The organism is Mycolicibacterium neoaurum ATCC 25795 (assembly GCF_000691525.1).
In the GTDB taxonomy this organism is placed as follows: domain Bacteria; phylum Actinomycetota; class Actinomycetes; order Mycobacteriales; family Mycobacteriaceae; genus Mycobacterium; species Mycobacterium neoaurum.
Genome location: NZ_JMDW01000011.1, coordinates 318339 through 331409, shown reverse-complemented (window position 1 = coordinate 331409; position 13071 = coordinate 318339). Strand labels below are relative to the sequence as shown.

Genomic DNA, 13071 nt, shown 5'->3' with positions numbered 1-13071 from the left:
CCCGGCTCGACGCCGACGCCGATGCCATGCGGCGACAGGCCGACGAAACGCTGCAGGAGGCGCGCGAGGAGGTCGTGCAAGAACGCGAGGATGCGCGCGCCGCCAAACGTGACGCCGTCGCCGAGGCGGTCAGCGATGCCGATCAACGCCGGCGCAATGCCACCGAGACCGCCGGACGCAAGGCCGACACTGCCGCGCGCCGAGCCGCCGATGCGGCCGCTCAGCGGCGGGAGTCGGTACGAAAGGTGCAACGCGGCGAATTCGACCGCATCGACGCGGCCGAGAACGCGGTCACCGCCGACGCATCGGACAAGCGCGCCGCGGCACAGACCAAACGCGAAGACGCCGCCGACAAACGCACCACCGCCGATCGGGTGGAGGGCTTGGCCCATGCCGAGAAGCAGGGGCGTCGCGACGCCGCCCGTTAACTCAATCGAGCGATTCGCCCCGGTGTTTCTCGACGACATCCGGGGCGACTTCGCGCGTCGCCATGCCCCCGGTGCGTCCCTGATCTGTCGGCCCGGGAGGTGGAACCTCATCAGTGTCGGTACTCGCGTCGGTGTCGGACTTGTCAGGTTGAGCGTTCATGGGGCGGGGGTGCCCGCCGAACCGGTCGGCCAATCCGCGGCACAGGCGGTACAGCACAATCGGGGTCATGCAGCAGGATGCGAAAACCATCGTCATCACAGGGGCCGGTAGCGGCATCGGGCGGGCGTGCGCGCGGTCCCTGCTCGGTGCGGGGCAGCGGGTCGTCTTGGCAGGTAGGCACGCCGACTCATTGGCCGAGACTGCGCAAGGCAGCACGGACGCACTCGTCGTTCCCACCGATGTCACCGATTCCGATTCCGTCGACGCGTTGTTTGCACAGGCTGTTGAACGATTCGGGCGGGTAGATGCACTCTTCAACAACGCCGGTGTCTTCGGGCCGCGTGCGTCGATCACCGATATCGAGGTCGAGCAGTGGCACACCGTCTGGCGCACCAATGTCGACGGTGCGGTGTTCTGCGCGCGTGCTGCTGCGCGCACGATGATCGCGCAGTCGCCACGCGGGGGGCGCATCATCAACAACGGGTCGCTCGCGGCGCACCGGCCACGGCCGGACAGCGTGGCTTACGCCGTCACCAAGCATGCGATAAGCGGGTTGACGGCATCCATGCTGCTCGATCTCCGGGATGTCGATATCGATGTGACCCAGATCGACATCGGCAATGCCGCCACCGACATGACCGCCGGATTCGCAGAGGCGTCGATCGACGTCGCCCATGTGGCCGAACTGATCACCCATATCGTGGGTCTGCCGGTCGATGTGTCGGTGCCGACCATCACCGTGATGGCCCGCGGGATGAAGTACGTCGGACGGGGTTGACGTGTCGTCCCGCTATGTCGTCAACTGCTCGATGCTGTTCGCCGACGTTCCGGTGTTGCAGCGGCCGCAGGCCGCTCGCGATGCCGGGTTCGAGGCTGTCGAGTTCTGGTGGCCGTTCGATTCGGCAGTCCCGAGGGACAGGGAAGTGCAGGCATTCATTCGGGCGGTCGAGGAAGCGGGTGTTCAGTTGGCCGCACTGAACCTCGCCGGTGGTGACATGGCCGTGGGGGAGCGCGGACTCGCCTCGGACCCGGATCGGCGAAACATGTTCCGCGACAACGCCGAAATTGCTTTCGGCATCGCAGAGCATTTGGGCGTCGGTGCTCTGAACACCCTCTATGGGAATCGGATGCCCGATATCAGCGCGGCGGCGCAGGACGAGATGGCGGCGGAGAACCTGGCCCATGTTGCGGGAATGGCCGAGCGCATCGGCGCGGTCATCCTGATCGAACCACTCAGCGGCATCGAGGCTTATCCGTTGCGGACCGCCGCAGACGCGATCGCCGTCATCGACGGGGTGGGCGCCCCTGCCCTGCGCCTACTCGCCGATCTCTATCACCTGAGTGTCAACGGTGACGATATCGGCACCGCCATAGCGGATTTCGGGGATCGGATCGGTCACGTCCAGATTGCCGACGACCCGGGCCGGGCTGAGCCCGGCACCGGGACGATCGATTTCGATGGTCTTCTCGCACAACTGTTCGCCCGCGGCTACCGGGGGCATGTCAGTCTCGAGTATCGACCGACCGCCCCCGATCCGTTCGGGTGGTTGCCGAGGAATCGACGCGGCGGCAGCCCCTGGGATCAGTCGGCGGCGCGGTCGAATTCGTAACGCTGCGCGACAGCGATCAGCTCTTCGCGCACCGTCGAATGGGGCATGGCGTTGATCCGCGCGTATAGGCGGCGCCGGTTGTTGGCCCGCTTCATATCGGCACGAAACTTCGCGAACGACATTCTTCTCACTCCCTCAAAGTGCCCTGGGTCACAGAGCTTGCGTTTCAAATCCGTTGTCACAGCGGGGATCACCCGATATGAGCAACACCTCGATCGTCGGTGTTAATTCTGTGTAAAGCAAGTTTCGAGGTGTGAGTTTGGCTACAACGCAAGCCATTACCGCACCTGTCAGGCGGTGCTCAGTGTCAGCAGAGTGATCTCACTGGGGGCGAAGATCCGGAACGGCGGACCCCAGTAGCCCGTGCCGCGGCTGGTGTAGAGCTGGGTGCGCTCGCCGTGGCTGCTCAGTCCCTGCACGACGGGCTGTTCGAGTCGTACCAGAAAGTTGAAGGGCCATATCTGGCCGCCATGGGTGTGACCGGATATCTGCAGATCCACTCCGGCGGCCACCGCGTGACGGATCTGTTTGGGTTGATGTGCCAGCAACAGGATCGGTGCGCCGTCTTCGGCACCGGCCAGCGCCGCCGCCAGGTCCTGGCCATGACCGCTGACACCGGAACCGGCGGCGGTGGCATCGTCGATCCCGGCCACGATCAGCCGGTCGCCGCCGCGCTCCACGGTCACGTGCCGATTGTGCAGGGAGCTCCAGCCGATGGAATCCAGGTGGTCGAGCCACTCCTGCGCCTCGCTGAAATACTCGTGATTGCCGGTCACGTACGCGCGCGTCGCCGCGGTGATCGCCGCCAGTGGCGCTGCCTGCTCGCGGCGCATCTCAACCGTGCCGTCGGCGATGTCGCCGACGTGGCAGACGATGTCCGCATCGAGTTCGTTCACCCTCCCCACCATGGCGGCAGACCAGCGCGCCCGGTTGATGGGGCCGTAGTGGGTGTCGGTGATGATCGCCACCCGCAGGCCGTCGAGGCCAGGGCCCAACCGCGACATCCGGACCGGCACCCGACGCACCCGCGGGATCCGCATCGCTTCGTAGTGACCCCAGGCCAGCAGCACGGTCGACACCACCAGGACGGCGGCGGCGATCAGACGTGACCGCAGCGGATCGTCGATTCCCAGGCCGATGAGCACGAGCCGCGCGATGTTGCCGAGAAGCGACCAGACGAACACCACCCAGATCACGCCGAGGAGCACGTCCCCGATCGCGGCCGGCACGTCGCGATGTTTGCCGTGCCCGGTAAACATCAGCAGCGGCAACGCCACCAGCGCGACCGCGAAAGCCAGCGTCCCTGCTATGAAGACCGGCGCCGGCCACGCGGCGGCGACCACCAGCGTCCACCAGGGGACGCCGAAAAGCAGTCCCAGCACCACCGACACCACCGCAAACCGCCGCCAGTGCTTTGACGCCGGCCGCGGGGGATGGCCGGTTTCTTCGACTACTTCGGCTGGGTTTTCGGTCATGGCACCTCGGTCACGCTCTGGGGGTTGAAAACGACGGTACCCATGGCGGGCGACCAGGCACGTTGCCGAACGGGCTGTCCATGATCAGACAGTGCGCGTAAGCTGACGTCATCCGGCTTTTTGCTCGGAGGTTAAGAGTCAGCCTTTGAGTCATCGCGCCCTACCAAATATTGGTCTGCGAGGCATCATGACTGATCCAGGCTCTATCACCGTCAAAACCATGTGGTTGGACTCGACGGTGATCATGAATTGTGTCGGCGATCTAGACATCACGACCGCCGCGGTACTCGAACGGCAGATCGATGAGGTCCTCAACCGCGGCCCTGATGCGATCGTCGTCGACCTGACCGAACTCGACTTTCTGGCCGCGCGCGGCATGAATGTACTGATCCGAGCAAATGGCCGGCTGAGCGACAGGGTGAAATTCCTGGTCGTCGCCGATGGTCCCAAGACGAGGCGGCCCATGACACTGATCGGTGTCGACAGCCAGGTACCCCTGCACAGCACACGCGATACCGCGCTTGCCGCTGTCAGGCGGGACCCGCTGGCCAGTCAGATCTGATCGGCGGACGCCTCAGCCCGGCAATGTTTCGCCGCCGATCGGTGCCAGCACTTCACCGCTGTAATAGGACGACATGCGTCCTGCGGCGAAGAACACATACGACGGTGCGATCTCGTCGGGTTCGGCTGCGCGCCCCATCGGTGTCTGTTCACCGAAGGACGCCGTCTTCTCGGCATCCATCGTCGCGGGGATCAGCGGGGTCCACACCGGCCCTGGCGCAACGCAATTGACGCGGATCCCGCGGTCGCTGAGCGCCTGAGACAGTGAGTAGGTCAAGGCGATGACTGCACCTTTGGTCGCCGAATAGTCGATCAGCGTCTTGTTACCGCGCAGCCCGTTGATCGACCCGGTGTTGATGATCGAGCCGCCCGGCGTCAGATGTGGCAGCGCGGCCTTGGTGACATAGAAGAAGCTGTCGATGTTCACGGCGAAGGTACGGCGCCATTGTTCGTCGGACAGCTCGGTGAGGTCGTCGACAGGCGACTGGTAGGCCGCGTTGTTGACCAAGATGTCCAGGCCCCCCAGAGCCGAGACCGACTCGTCCACGATGCGGCGGCAGTGCGCGGGGTCGGCCAAATCCCCTGGGAGTGCGAGGGCGCGGCGCCCTTGCGCCTCGATGAGTCCGACGGTGTGTGCGGCATCGGCGTCTTCGTTGAGATAGGAGATCGCGACATCGGCCCCCTCCTTGGCGAACGCCGCCGCGACGGCACGGCCGATACCCGAATCACCGCCGGTGATGAGGGCCCGCTTGCCTGCGAGCAGGTCGCGACCGACATAGTCGGCCATCTCGTCGCGGGGGGCGCGTTGCATCTCGTCCGTGCGGCCGGGGTAGGGGATGACGCCATGTGGTGCTGGGTCGGAATGGGAGGCCATATCTTCCTTCACTCGGGGTTTGAGCCGACGAGATACCCCGGCGCCTTTCCGTGAAACGGTCGACGCATCAGCAATCCGTAAAGATCGGCAGGGGTCGCGTCAGCGCCGCGTATGAGCCATTCCGCGGGCGTGCGGGCAGGCGTAGGCATGAGACATGACATCAGCTGTTGACGCCGCGATCGACGACCCGCTCCTACCCCCGGTTCCGCGCAGTGCCGGCCACAGTGTGCCGGCCGCCGCGTTGGGCGATCGCCGGTCGGCGCTGTGGGTTCGTGCGCATGGCATATCGGTGACGGCATGCGACGACCGGGACCTCGACCTGGTGCGGTTTTGCGGGATCCGGCCGCGGCAGGTCATCGTTCGTTGTCCTACGGCGACCGCGACGCTGCGTCGGGCTTGTGATCTGGGTGTTTCTCGTTTCGTGGTCACCACCGGTCCGCAGCTCGCACGGCTCGCGATGTGCGCCGAGCGCAATCACTATGTGTATCTCGACGATGATGCCCCGCTGATGCTCGGGGATCCGAAGGTGAAGGTCATCGGGCTGCACACGCGGGTGCAGGATCAGGACTGGTGTGGCGCAGCGCGAAAGTTGGTCGCCCGGTCGGCGGTCCTGTTGGCATGCGGATCGCGGGTCAGGCGGATCATGCTCAGCGGTGGTCCTGCGGAGTTGTGGATGGACGTCAACTCCGGCGGCGCGCGACAGATCGTGGCCGATGTCGATGCCGCTGTCCGTGCTGAGGCCCATCACTGGCATGTGCCGGTTCCCGCTGTCTCGATGGCGGCGCTGAGCAGCTGACCCACTGTCCTCGGACATAGCAATGGGCCCCGCGACGCTGCGGGGCCCATTGTCTTGTTTTGATGCTGCCGTCTTCTCGCGGGTTATTTGGCGCTCTCGGCGCTCTTCTGCCGCGCCTCGGCGGCGCTGGCGGCGGCGCGGGCGGCATCGGCCTGCGCTTCCTTCTTGGCGACGTTGCGCTCTGCCTCGGCCTTGTCTTGCTGGGCCCGTCCCTCTTCGCGAAGTCCGTCGTTGCCGGAGACGATCCCGGCGACCTCCTTCACCTTGCCCTTGACGTCTTCGACGACACCACTCACGGCATTTTCGGGTCCACTGTCAGCCATGGCGATTCCTTTCTACGGGGCGATATTCGCGAGGGCGATGTTCGCTGCGGTGTTAATACCCGTCGCTTTTCGGATCATTCCAATTTGTGATGTGCGTCACTTTTGGGTGAGATGGCGAGCTCGGCGGCGTTGCGGGTGCGTTCGGCGTTGATGCGGTATTGGCGGTCGTGTTGTCGGGTGCGTTGGCGGCGCGGGATGTCAGGTTCGCGGTCGCCGAGATTGCCGCGCTCCCCGATCAGGGTGATATGTCGTGTTCTCGGTATCGGGATGTCGATGGTGTTGTGCGGGAACAGGACCGGCCCGAGCGGCATCGTCGTGTAGGTCTGTCCGGACGGTGAGGTCCACTCGGTGGTGCCGTCGGGGTGCGCTTTCGGGGTCCACCCAACTTTCACGGTTTTCAGTAGGTGGTGTTCACGGCACAGTGGGCGCAGGTTGCCCGGGTGGGTCGCCCCAGCCGGCCAGGGGGTGACATGGTCCAGGTCGCAGCGCTGGGCGGGTTTTCCGCAGCCGGGGAAGCAGCAGGTCATGGCGGTCATGCGGACATAGGCGGCCAGTTTGGCTGAGGGGCGGTAGCGGGGTTCGGAGCCCAGGTCGGTTGCGCTGTTCAGGGGCCGGACTTTCGCGCCGGTGTTGATGAGCTCGGTGAGCAGGTGGGCGGGGATGATGGCCCCGTCGAGGGTGATACCCGCACCCAGTCGGGTGCTGGCGGCTGGGGCGGTAGGTGCGGCGGGCGTCGAGGGTGGCTGTGGCTCGGCCTCCGGCGGCGTGGCCGCGGGTTCCCCGGGCACTGCCGGTCCGGTCCTCGGGTCCTGTCTACCGCTGCCATCGGGCGTAGGCCCGTCATCGGGCTTCGCTCCGTGTCCGGTGTCGGGTTCTTGTCCGGTGAGCACGTAGATGGTGACCGCACCGGCCCGGGGATCCTTGCCCGACCCTGCGCAGTCGGGGTCACCGCACAGGCATGTCAAGGTTTCGGCGCCGGTCAGGACCGCGGCCAGGGCGTCGGCGCGGCGTTCGGCCACGGTCCGCGGATCACCGTCACACACACCGTGGGCGAGGTCGTTGAGCCGGGTGTCGCTGAGCGCGGCGTCGGTGGCACGCATCCGTCCCCAGAACGACACCACCCCGTCGGGGTCATCGGTGTCGCCGAAGTCGATATAGCGGTCGTTGGCCGCGGCCTTGGATCGGATGACCGCGATCGGATCGAACTTGTGCACCCAGAAGTCGACCGCCCGGATCAACGCGGTCTCCGATAAAGCCCCGTATTGGTGGGCGGTGCCGGCGATCCCGGCGTCGATCAACCCCAACGCCTCCTCATCGCAGACCAGCTGAGTGCGCCAAGTGATTGCATTGATCACTTTCGCCGACACCAACCCGCGGGCGAACACTTCCGCGGTCTTCGGCAGCCGATCACGCAGGGCCATCGCGATGCGCATCTGCGCGCTGGCGGCACGCGGACCAAGATTGCAGGCGGCACTGACCTCGGCCTTCGCGAGTGCCCACCCGTCGATCAACCTCAACGCCGACGACTCGTCTTCGTCCTCGCAGTGCCGTGCGGTGACCTCGGCCACCAATGCCAGCCGCCGGGCCGCCGCAGCCGCCTCCGCGCGGGTGGCATCGGTGACCGCGGCGATGAGCTCCCCATCGCTCAACTCCGACGACCCCGACTGTTCGAACATATGAGCGATTCTACTGACACCCACCGACAAGGTCGGCCACCGAAACATTGGAACGGCCCCGGGAAACACACCGGGGCCGTTCCGTGGGCCTGGAGCACCCGCTCCGTAAAGATCGTTGCCGCCTCAGTACCCGCGGCATACGACGATACTAACTTCTTTGTGACGCGGATCACATGCGGGGTAGCAATCAGACATCCAATCGTGACCCGACCAATATCGTTCGGTCTGGCGGCAGGTGGAAGTAGCCGGCCGCATCGGCTGTGAGGAACGATGTGGCGACGAAAAGCCTTTTGCGCCAACCGGTCATGTCGGGGCTGTCGCCCGGTACCAGCTCCAGGTGCGACAGGAAGTACGACGCCGTGTCCAGGTCGACACCTCCTTCGGTGACCTCACTGGGCAACATTCGCAGGGCAGCCGGGACGTCCGGGCGCTCCATATAGCCGGCATGGACCGTGACGTGCACGATCCCGTCATCGCGGTAGCCAAGAGAGTCCACGGAGATGCGCTTGTCGTCGGGCAAGCGGGGCACCGGGACGGTCTCGACAGCCACGATCACCGCATGTTCGTGCAGGACGTGGTTGTGCTCGACATTGGTGCGCATTGCCAGCGGAGTGGTGTCATCGGACCGGTTCAGGAACACCGCGGTGCCTGGAACGCGTACCAGCGGGGGTTGCCGGTCGGCCAGTTCGTCGATGAAGGGCCGAAGCGGTCCTTCGATCTCGTGCCGGGCCGCGGTCACCAGATGTCGTCCGCGCTGCCAGGTCGTCATCACGACGAAGGCGCAGATCGCGATGACCAGCGGTAGCCAGGCGCCGTGGACCAGTTTGGTGAGGTTGGCCGCCAAGAACATCACATCCACGAGCAGCAGTGCGCCGCCGCCCGCCACCAGGCCCCACAGCGGCCACCTCCACTCCTGTCTGGCGTAGTAGAGGAACAACAATGTGGTGATCGTGATCGTCCCGCTGACCGCCATGCCGAACGCGTAGGCCAGTGCTGCCGAGGACCGGAAGGCGAATACGAGGGTGAGTACCGACATCATCAGTACCCAGTTGATCCACGGGACGTAGATCTGCCCGATCGCGTTGGCCGATGTGTGTGTGATGCGCAGGCGCGGCAGATAGCCGAGCTGGACGGCCTGGGACACCACGGAGAACGCGCCGGTGATCACCGCCTGCGAGGCGATCACGGTGGCCGCCGTGGCCAACAGAACCAGCGGCAGCCGCGCCCACTCGGGGGCCAGCAGGAAGAACGGCGCGCTGTGCACGTTGTCATCGCGCAACAGCAGCGCACCCTGCCCGACGTAGTTCAGCGTGCAGGCCGGCAATACCAGGCCCAGCCATCCGATGACGATGGCCCGTCGTCCGAAGTGCCCCATGTCGGCGTAGAGCGCCTCGGCACCGGTGACCGCCAGCACGATCGCGGCAAGCGCAAAGAACGCGATGTGGAAGTGTCCGCCCATGAACGCGATGGCATACGTCGGCGACAGCGCCGCCAGAATCCCCGGGTTACCGGCGATGCCGAGGACGCCGCACGCACCGATCGCGATGAACCACAGGATCATGACCGGACCGAAGAATCGTCCGACCACCGCCGTGCCCTGGCGTTGCACGCTGAACAGCGCAACGATGATCACCGCGGTGATCGGGACAACCCAATCCTTGAGGCCGGGTTCGACCGTCTTGAGGCCCTCCACCGCCGACAGCACCGATATGGCCGGCGTGATCATCGAATCGCCGAAGAACAGTGCGGCCCCGAACAGGCCGAGGAAGCCCAGCGTGATCGCGGTCCGGTGACCGCGCGTACTCGCACCGCGGCGCAGCAGCGTGATCAGCGCCATGATGCCACCCTCGCCGTGGTTGTCGGCACGCATCACCAGGGTCACGTAGGTGAGGGTGACGATCGTCATGACCGACCAGAAGATCAGGGAGACAACGCCGTACACATTGGCCTCGGTCAGTGGCACCGGGTGCGGATCGGCGGGGTTGAAGACCGTCTGCAATGTGTAGATGGGACTGGTGCCGATATCGCCGAACACCACGCCCAGCGCTCCGATGATGATCGCCAGCCGCAGCGGTGGCGCGGACTGCTGTGGCTGTGCGGTTTGGTCTGGCATGCCTACATCATCGGTACCAGCGCGGGATGAAGCTGCACTTCCTGGGTTTTCATGACGAAGTACACCCGCTGCCCGACCTCCAGGTCCAGCTCAGCGGCCGCGGCGGGGGTGATATCGGCGGCCAGACCCGTGCCGCCGTCGGGTTGCTCGGCGCCGCGAACCCGCACCGTCGAACCGTGGATGTCGAGTTCGGCGATCTGCACCTGGAAGATATTGCGCGGACTGGCGTGCGGTGCGCTCAGGTGGACCGCGACCGTGGCGGGACGGAACAGTGCGACGCCGGCCGACCCGACCTCCAGATCGCCCAGCCCGGAGATGGTGTGACCCCATGCAGTTCGGAGAAGACCAGGTTCGGACGCGACGCCCGCAACCAGATTCACCCCGGCGATGCGCGCGGCGAAGTCGCTTCGCGGCGAGCTCAGCACCTCGCGGACATTCCCGCTCTCCATCACGCGGCCGCCCTCGATGACGACCACGGTGTCGGCGAGCGCGAGCGCGTCGAGCAGATCGTGGGTGACGATGATCGCCGTGCGTCCGGTTTCTCGCAGCACCGTGCGCAGCAGACGCCGCATGGCGGGCGCTGCGGTGACATCGAGGGCGGCCATCGGTTCGTCGAGCAGCAGCAGCCGCGGTTCGGCGGCCAGCGCCCGGGCGACCGCGATGCGCTGCGCCTGTCCACCGGACAGCTCCATCGGCCTGCGTGCTGCCAGCTCCATGGCGTCGACGGCCGTCAGCCAGTGTCGAGCCTGCTCTCGGGCGGCCGAGCGCGACAGTCCTCGGCAGCGGGGGGCGTAGGCCACGTTGGTCTCGGCCGTCATATGCGGAAACAGCATCGCCTGCTGGGACAACATGGCGATGCCCCGGCCGTGCGGCGGGATGAACGTCTTGGCGGCGGTGTCGGTGAGGACGGTGTCACCCAGGGTGATGCGTGCCGTCTCGGGCTGGAGGAGGCCGGCGATCATCTGCAACAGCGTCGACTTGCCGGCGCCGTTGGGGCCCAACACTGCCAGCACCTCGCCTCCTGCGACTGTGATGTCGACGTCGACATCACGTTGGGGGAGCCGAGCCCGCACCGAGAGATCGCTCACAGGGCTCCCGCCAGACGCCTACTGGCCGAGGCGATCACGATGGCCGCAGCGACGACGATGAGCAACAGCGATAACGCCACGGCCGCATCGGGATCCGTCTCACGTTGCAGATAGATCTCCAAAGGCAGCGTGCGGGTCACCCCCTGCAATGATCCCGCGAAGGTCAGCGTCGCCCCGAACTCGCCGAGGGAACGCGCGAAGGCCAACACCGCGCCCGATATCAGGCCGGGTAGCACCAGCGGCAGAGTCACCGTGCACAACACGGTGGTGGGGCGGGCGCCCAGGGTCGCCGCGATGTGCTCGTAGCCGTTACCCGCCGAGCGCAGCGCGCCCTCCAGGCTGACGACCAGGAATGGCAGCGAGACAAAGGATTGCGCGAGTACGACAGCGGTGGTGGAGAATGCGATGCGCAGACCCCACAGTTCGAGGTATTCGCCGAGCAGTCCTTGACGGCCGAACGTGTAGAGCAGTGCGATACCGCCGACCACCGGTGGCAGCACCAGCGGGAGCAGTACCAGCGAGCGCAGGATCGCTTGGCCGGGAAAGTGTCCGCGCGCCAGCACCAGCGCCATCGGTACCCCGAGCAACACACAGAGCACGGTGCTGGCGCTCGCCGTCCTGAGGCTCAACAGCAGTGCGGCACGCGATGATTCGGAGGTGATCAGCGGGACGAAGTTCGACCAGTCGATCCGCGTCAGCACGGCGATCAGTGGCAGGATGGCGAACAGGGCGCCGACAACGGCGGGCAGGTAAATCCAGACGGGCAGGCCGACCTGGCGTATCCCGCTACGGTGCCGGACGAATCTCACGGGGACGCGAAGCCCGCCGCGGTGAGCGCTTCCCGGCCGGGCTCGCCGACTACCAGATCGATGAACTGTTGTGCAGCTCCCGGGTTTCCGGCTTCGGCCACGGCCGCGATGGGATAGGTGTTGACCGCTTCGGCGGACTCGGGGAACGGGACCGCTGTCACGTCGTCTGCGGCGCCCGCCGCATCGGTGACGTACACCAGTCCGGCATCGGCCTGGCCCGAGGTCACCTTGCCCAACACATCCGTCACCGCCGATTCCTCACTCACCGGCGTGAGGGTGACTCCGGTGGCCTTCTCCACTTTCTCGGTGGCCGACCCGCACGGGACCTGCGGCGCGCACACCACAACCTGGGTGCCCGGCCGCGCCAGATCAGCGAAAGTCGTTATCTTCTTCGGATTGCCGAATGGCGTGACGATCGTCAGGGTGTTGGTGGCGAAATCGACGGGCGCTCCTGCGATGGCACCGGCATCCACTGCCTTCGTCATGTTCGCGGTATCCGCGGAGGCGAACACATCGGCGGGCGCGCCCTGGGTGATCTGGGTGACCAGGTCGGATGAGCCGGCGAAATTGAAGGTGACCTTCGTTCCGGGATGGTCCTGTTCGAATCGGGCACCCAGTTCGGTGAACGTCTTCTTCAACGATGCGGCGGCGAACACCGTGAGCTGTGCATCCGGTTGCGCGGAATCAGTCTGCGACGACGAGCATCCGGTGAGCAGGAGGGCGAGGGCCAACAGTCCGGCCAGCGGTTTCACGATGTTCCTCCGGGAGTTTCGATGATGACGTTGGTGGCCTTGACGACCGCGACCGCGAGCGCGCCGGGCTCCAGCCCGAGCTGTTCGGCGGAGGTGGTGCTCATCAGGGAGACGACGGTGAAAGGTCCGCACTGCATCTCGACCTCGCACATCACCCGGTCGGCCGTGACCTTCGTGACCAGTCCCACGAGGCGGTTGCGCGCGGAGCTGCTGGCCCCCGTGGGGTCGGCGGGAGGGGAGGCCTGGTCGCGCACGAACGCGGCCAGTACGTCGCCTGCGATGACCTTGCGGCCGCTGTCGTCCTTGTGGGATGCCAGCGCGCCGCTGTCGGTCCACCGGCGCACCGTGTCATCGCTGACGCCCAGTAGGGCGGCGGCGTCCCTGATGCGAATTGCGGGCACCAATA

Annotated in this window: 15 protein-coding genes; 5 read left to right on the top strand and 10 right to left on the bottom strand. The window is 66.0% G+C overall.

Annotated elements, in window-relative coordinates:
* Window positions 1–26 precede the first annotated feature (26 nt).
* From IC40_RS26910 to IC40_RS0117510, 3 genes are all read left to right on the top strand, one after another.
* The gene (locus IC40_RS26910; protein WP_051644369.1) at window positions 27–428 is read left to right on the top strand and encodes a hypothetical protein; all 402 of its coding nucleotides are present in this window, start codon (window positions 27–29) and stop codon (window positions 426–428) included.
* Window positions 429–655: 227 nt separating this feature from the next.
* Window positions 656–1366 (top strand): SDR family oxidoreductase, encoded by a 711-nt coding sequence (locus IC40_RS0117515; protein WP_030135998.1) that lies wholly within the window; start codon window positions 656–658, stop codon window positions 1364–1366.
* 31 nt (window positions 1367–1397) lie between these two features.
* The gene (locus IC40_RS0117510; RefSeq protein WP_042509987.1) at window positions 1398–2198 is read left to right on the top strand and encodes a hydroxypyruvate isomerase family protein; all 801 of its coding nucleotides are present in this window, start codon (window positions 1398–1400) and stop codon (window positions 2196–2198) included.
* Here IC40_RS0117510 and IC40_RS28035 read toward each other — a convergent pair.
* Both IC40_RS28035 and IC40_RS0117500 read right to left on the bottom strand, forming a co-directional pair.
* Window positions 2171–2320, bottom strand: a complete 150-nt coding sequence (locus tag IC40_RS28035; protein WP_023985489.1) for a hypothetical protein — start codon at window positions 2318–2320, stop codon at window positions 2171–2173. The genes IC40_RS0117510 and IC40_RS28035 overlap by 28 nt on opposite strands.
* A gap of 168 nt (window positions 2321–2488) precedes the next feature.
* Window positions 2489–3673 carry a metallophosphoesterase gene (locus IC40_RS0117500; protein ID WP_030135996.1) on the bottom strand — a complete coding sequence of 395 codons (1185 nt, stop codon included), beginning with the start codon at window positions 3671–3673 and terminating at the stop codon, window positions 2489–2491.
* A gap of 187 nt (window positions 3674–3860) precedes the next feature.
* On the opposite strand from IC40_RS0117500, the gene IC40_RS0117495 reads away from it, so the two are divergent.
* A complete protein-coding gene (locus tag IC40_RS0117495) occupies window positions 3861–4235 on the top strand; it encodes an STAS domain-containing protein (RefSeq protein WP_081843469.1) in 375 nt (124 codons plus the stop codon).
* 12 nt (window positions 4236–4247) lie between these two features.
* On the opposite strand, the gene IC40_RS0117490 is transcribed toward IC40_RS0117495, so the two are convergent.
* Window positions 4248–5108, bottom strand: a complete 861-nt coding sequence (locus IC40_RS0117490; RefSeq protein WP_030135994.1) for an SDR family oxidoreductase — start codon at window positions 5106–5108, stop codon at window positions 4248–4250.
* Window positions 5109–5262: 154 nt separating this feature from the next.
* Here IC40_RS0117490 and IC40_RS27900 point away from each other — a divergent pair, with 154 nt between their 5' ends.
* Complete coding sequence (locus tag IC40_RS27900; RefSeq protein ID WP_042509955.1) at window positions 5263–5904, top strand: hypothetical protein; 642 nt, start codon at window positions 5263–5265, stop codon at window positions 5902–5904.
* An 83-nt stretch (window positions 5905–5987) separates the two neighbouring features.
* On the opposite strand, the gene mbp1 is transcribed toward IC40_RS27900, so the two are convergent.
* The 7 genes from mbp1 to IC40_RS0117450 form a co-directional block, all read right to left on the bottom strand.
* Complete coding sequence (mbp1, locus tag IC40_RS0117480) at window positions 5988–6227, bottom strand: microaggregate-binding protein 1 (protein ID WP_023985493.1); 240 nt, start codon at window positions 6225–6227, stop codon at window positions 5988–5990.
* 74 nt (window positions 6228–6301) lie between these two features.
* Window positions 6302–7903 carry an HNH endonuclease signature motif containing protein gene (locus tag IC40_RS0117475; protein WP_030135992.1) on the bottom strand — a complete coding sequence of 534 codons (1602 nt, stop codon included), beginning with the start codon at window positions 7901–7903 and terminating at the stop codon, window positions 6302–6304.
* Window positions 7904–8090: 187 nt separating this feature from the next.
* Window positions 8091–10016, bottom strand: coding sequence for a potassium transporter Kup (locus tag IC40_RS0117470; RefSeq protein WP_042509954.1), 1926 nt, complete (start codon window positions 10014–10016; stop codon window positions 8091–8093).
* A gap of 2 nt (window positions 10017–10018) precedes the next feature.
* Window positions 10019–11104, bottom strand: coding sequence for a sulfate/molybdate ABC transporter ATP-binding protein (locus IC40_RS0117465; protein ID WP_030135990.1), 1086 nt, complete (start codon window positions 11102–11104; stop codon window positions 10019–10021).
* Window positions 11101–11913 carry an ABC transporter permease gene (locus IC40_RS0117460; protein ID WP_030135989.1) on the bottom strand — a complete coding sequence of 271 codons (813 nt, stop codon included), beginning with the start codon at window positions 11911–11913 and terminating at the stop codon, window positions 11101–11103. Before IC40_RS0117460 ends, IC40_RS0117465 begins: the two co-directional genes overlap by 4 nt.
* Entirely contained in the window at window positions 11910–12665 is a 756-nt protein-coding gene (gene modA, locus IC40_RS0117455) for a molybdate ABC transporter substrate-binding protein (RefSeq protein ID WP_030135988.1), read from the bottom strand. Before modA ends, IC40_RS0117460 begins: the two co-directional genes overlap by 4 nt.
* The gene (locus tag IC40_RS0117450) at window positions 12662–13066 is read right to left on the bottom strand and encodes a TOBE domain-containing protein (RefSeq protein WP_030135987.1); all 405 of its coding nucleotides are present in this window, start codon (window positions 13064–13066) and stop codon (window positions 12662–12664) included. The genes modA and IC40_RS0117450 overlap by 4 nt, the downstream gene beginning before the upstream one ends.
* Window positions 13067–13071 lie beyond the last annotated feature (5 nt).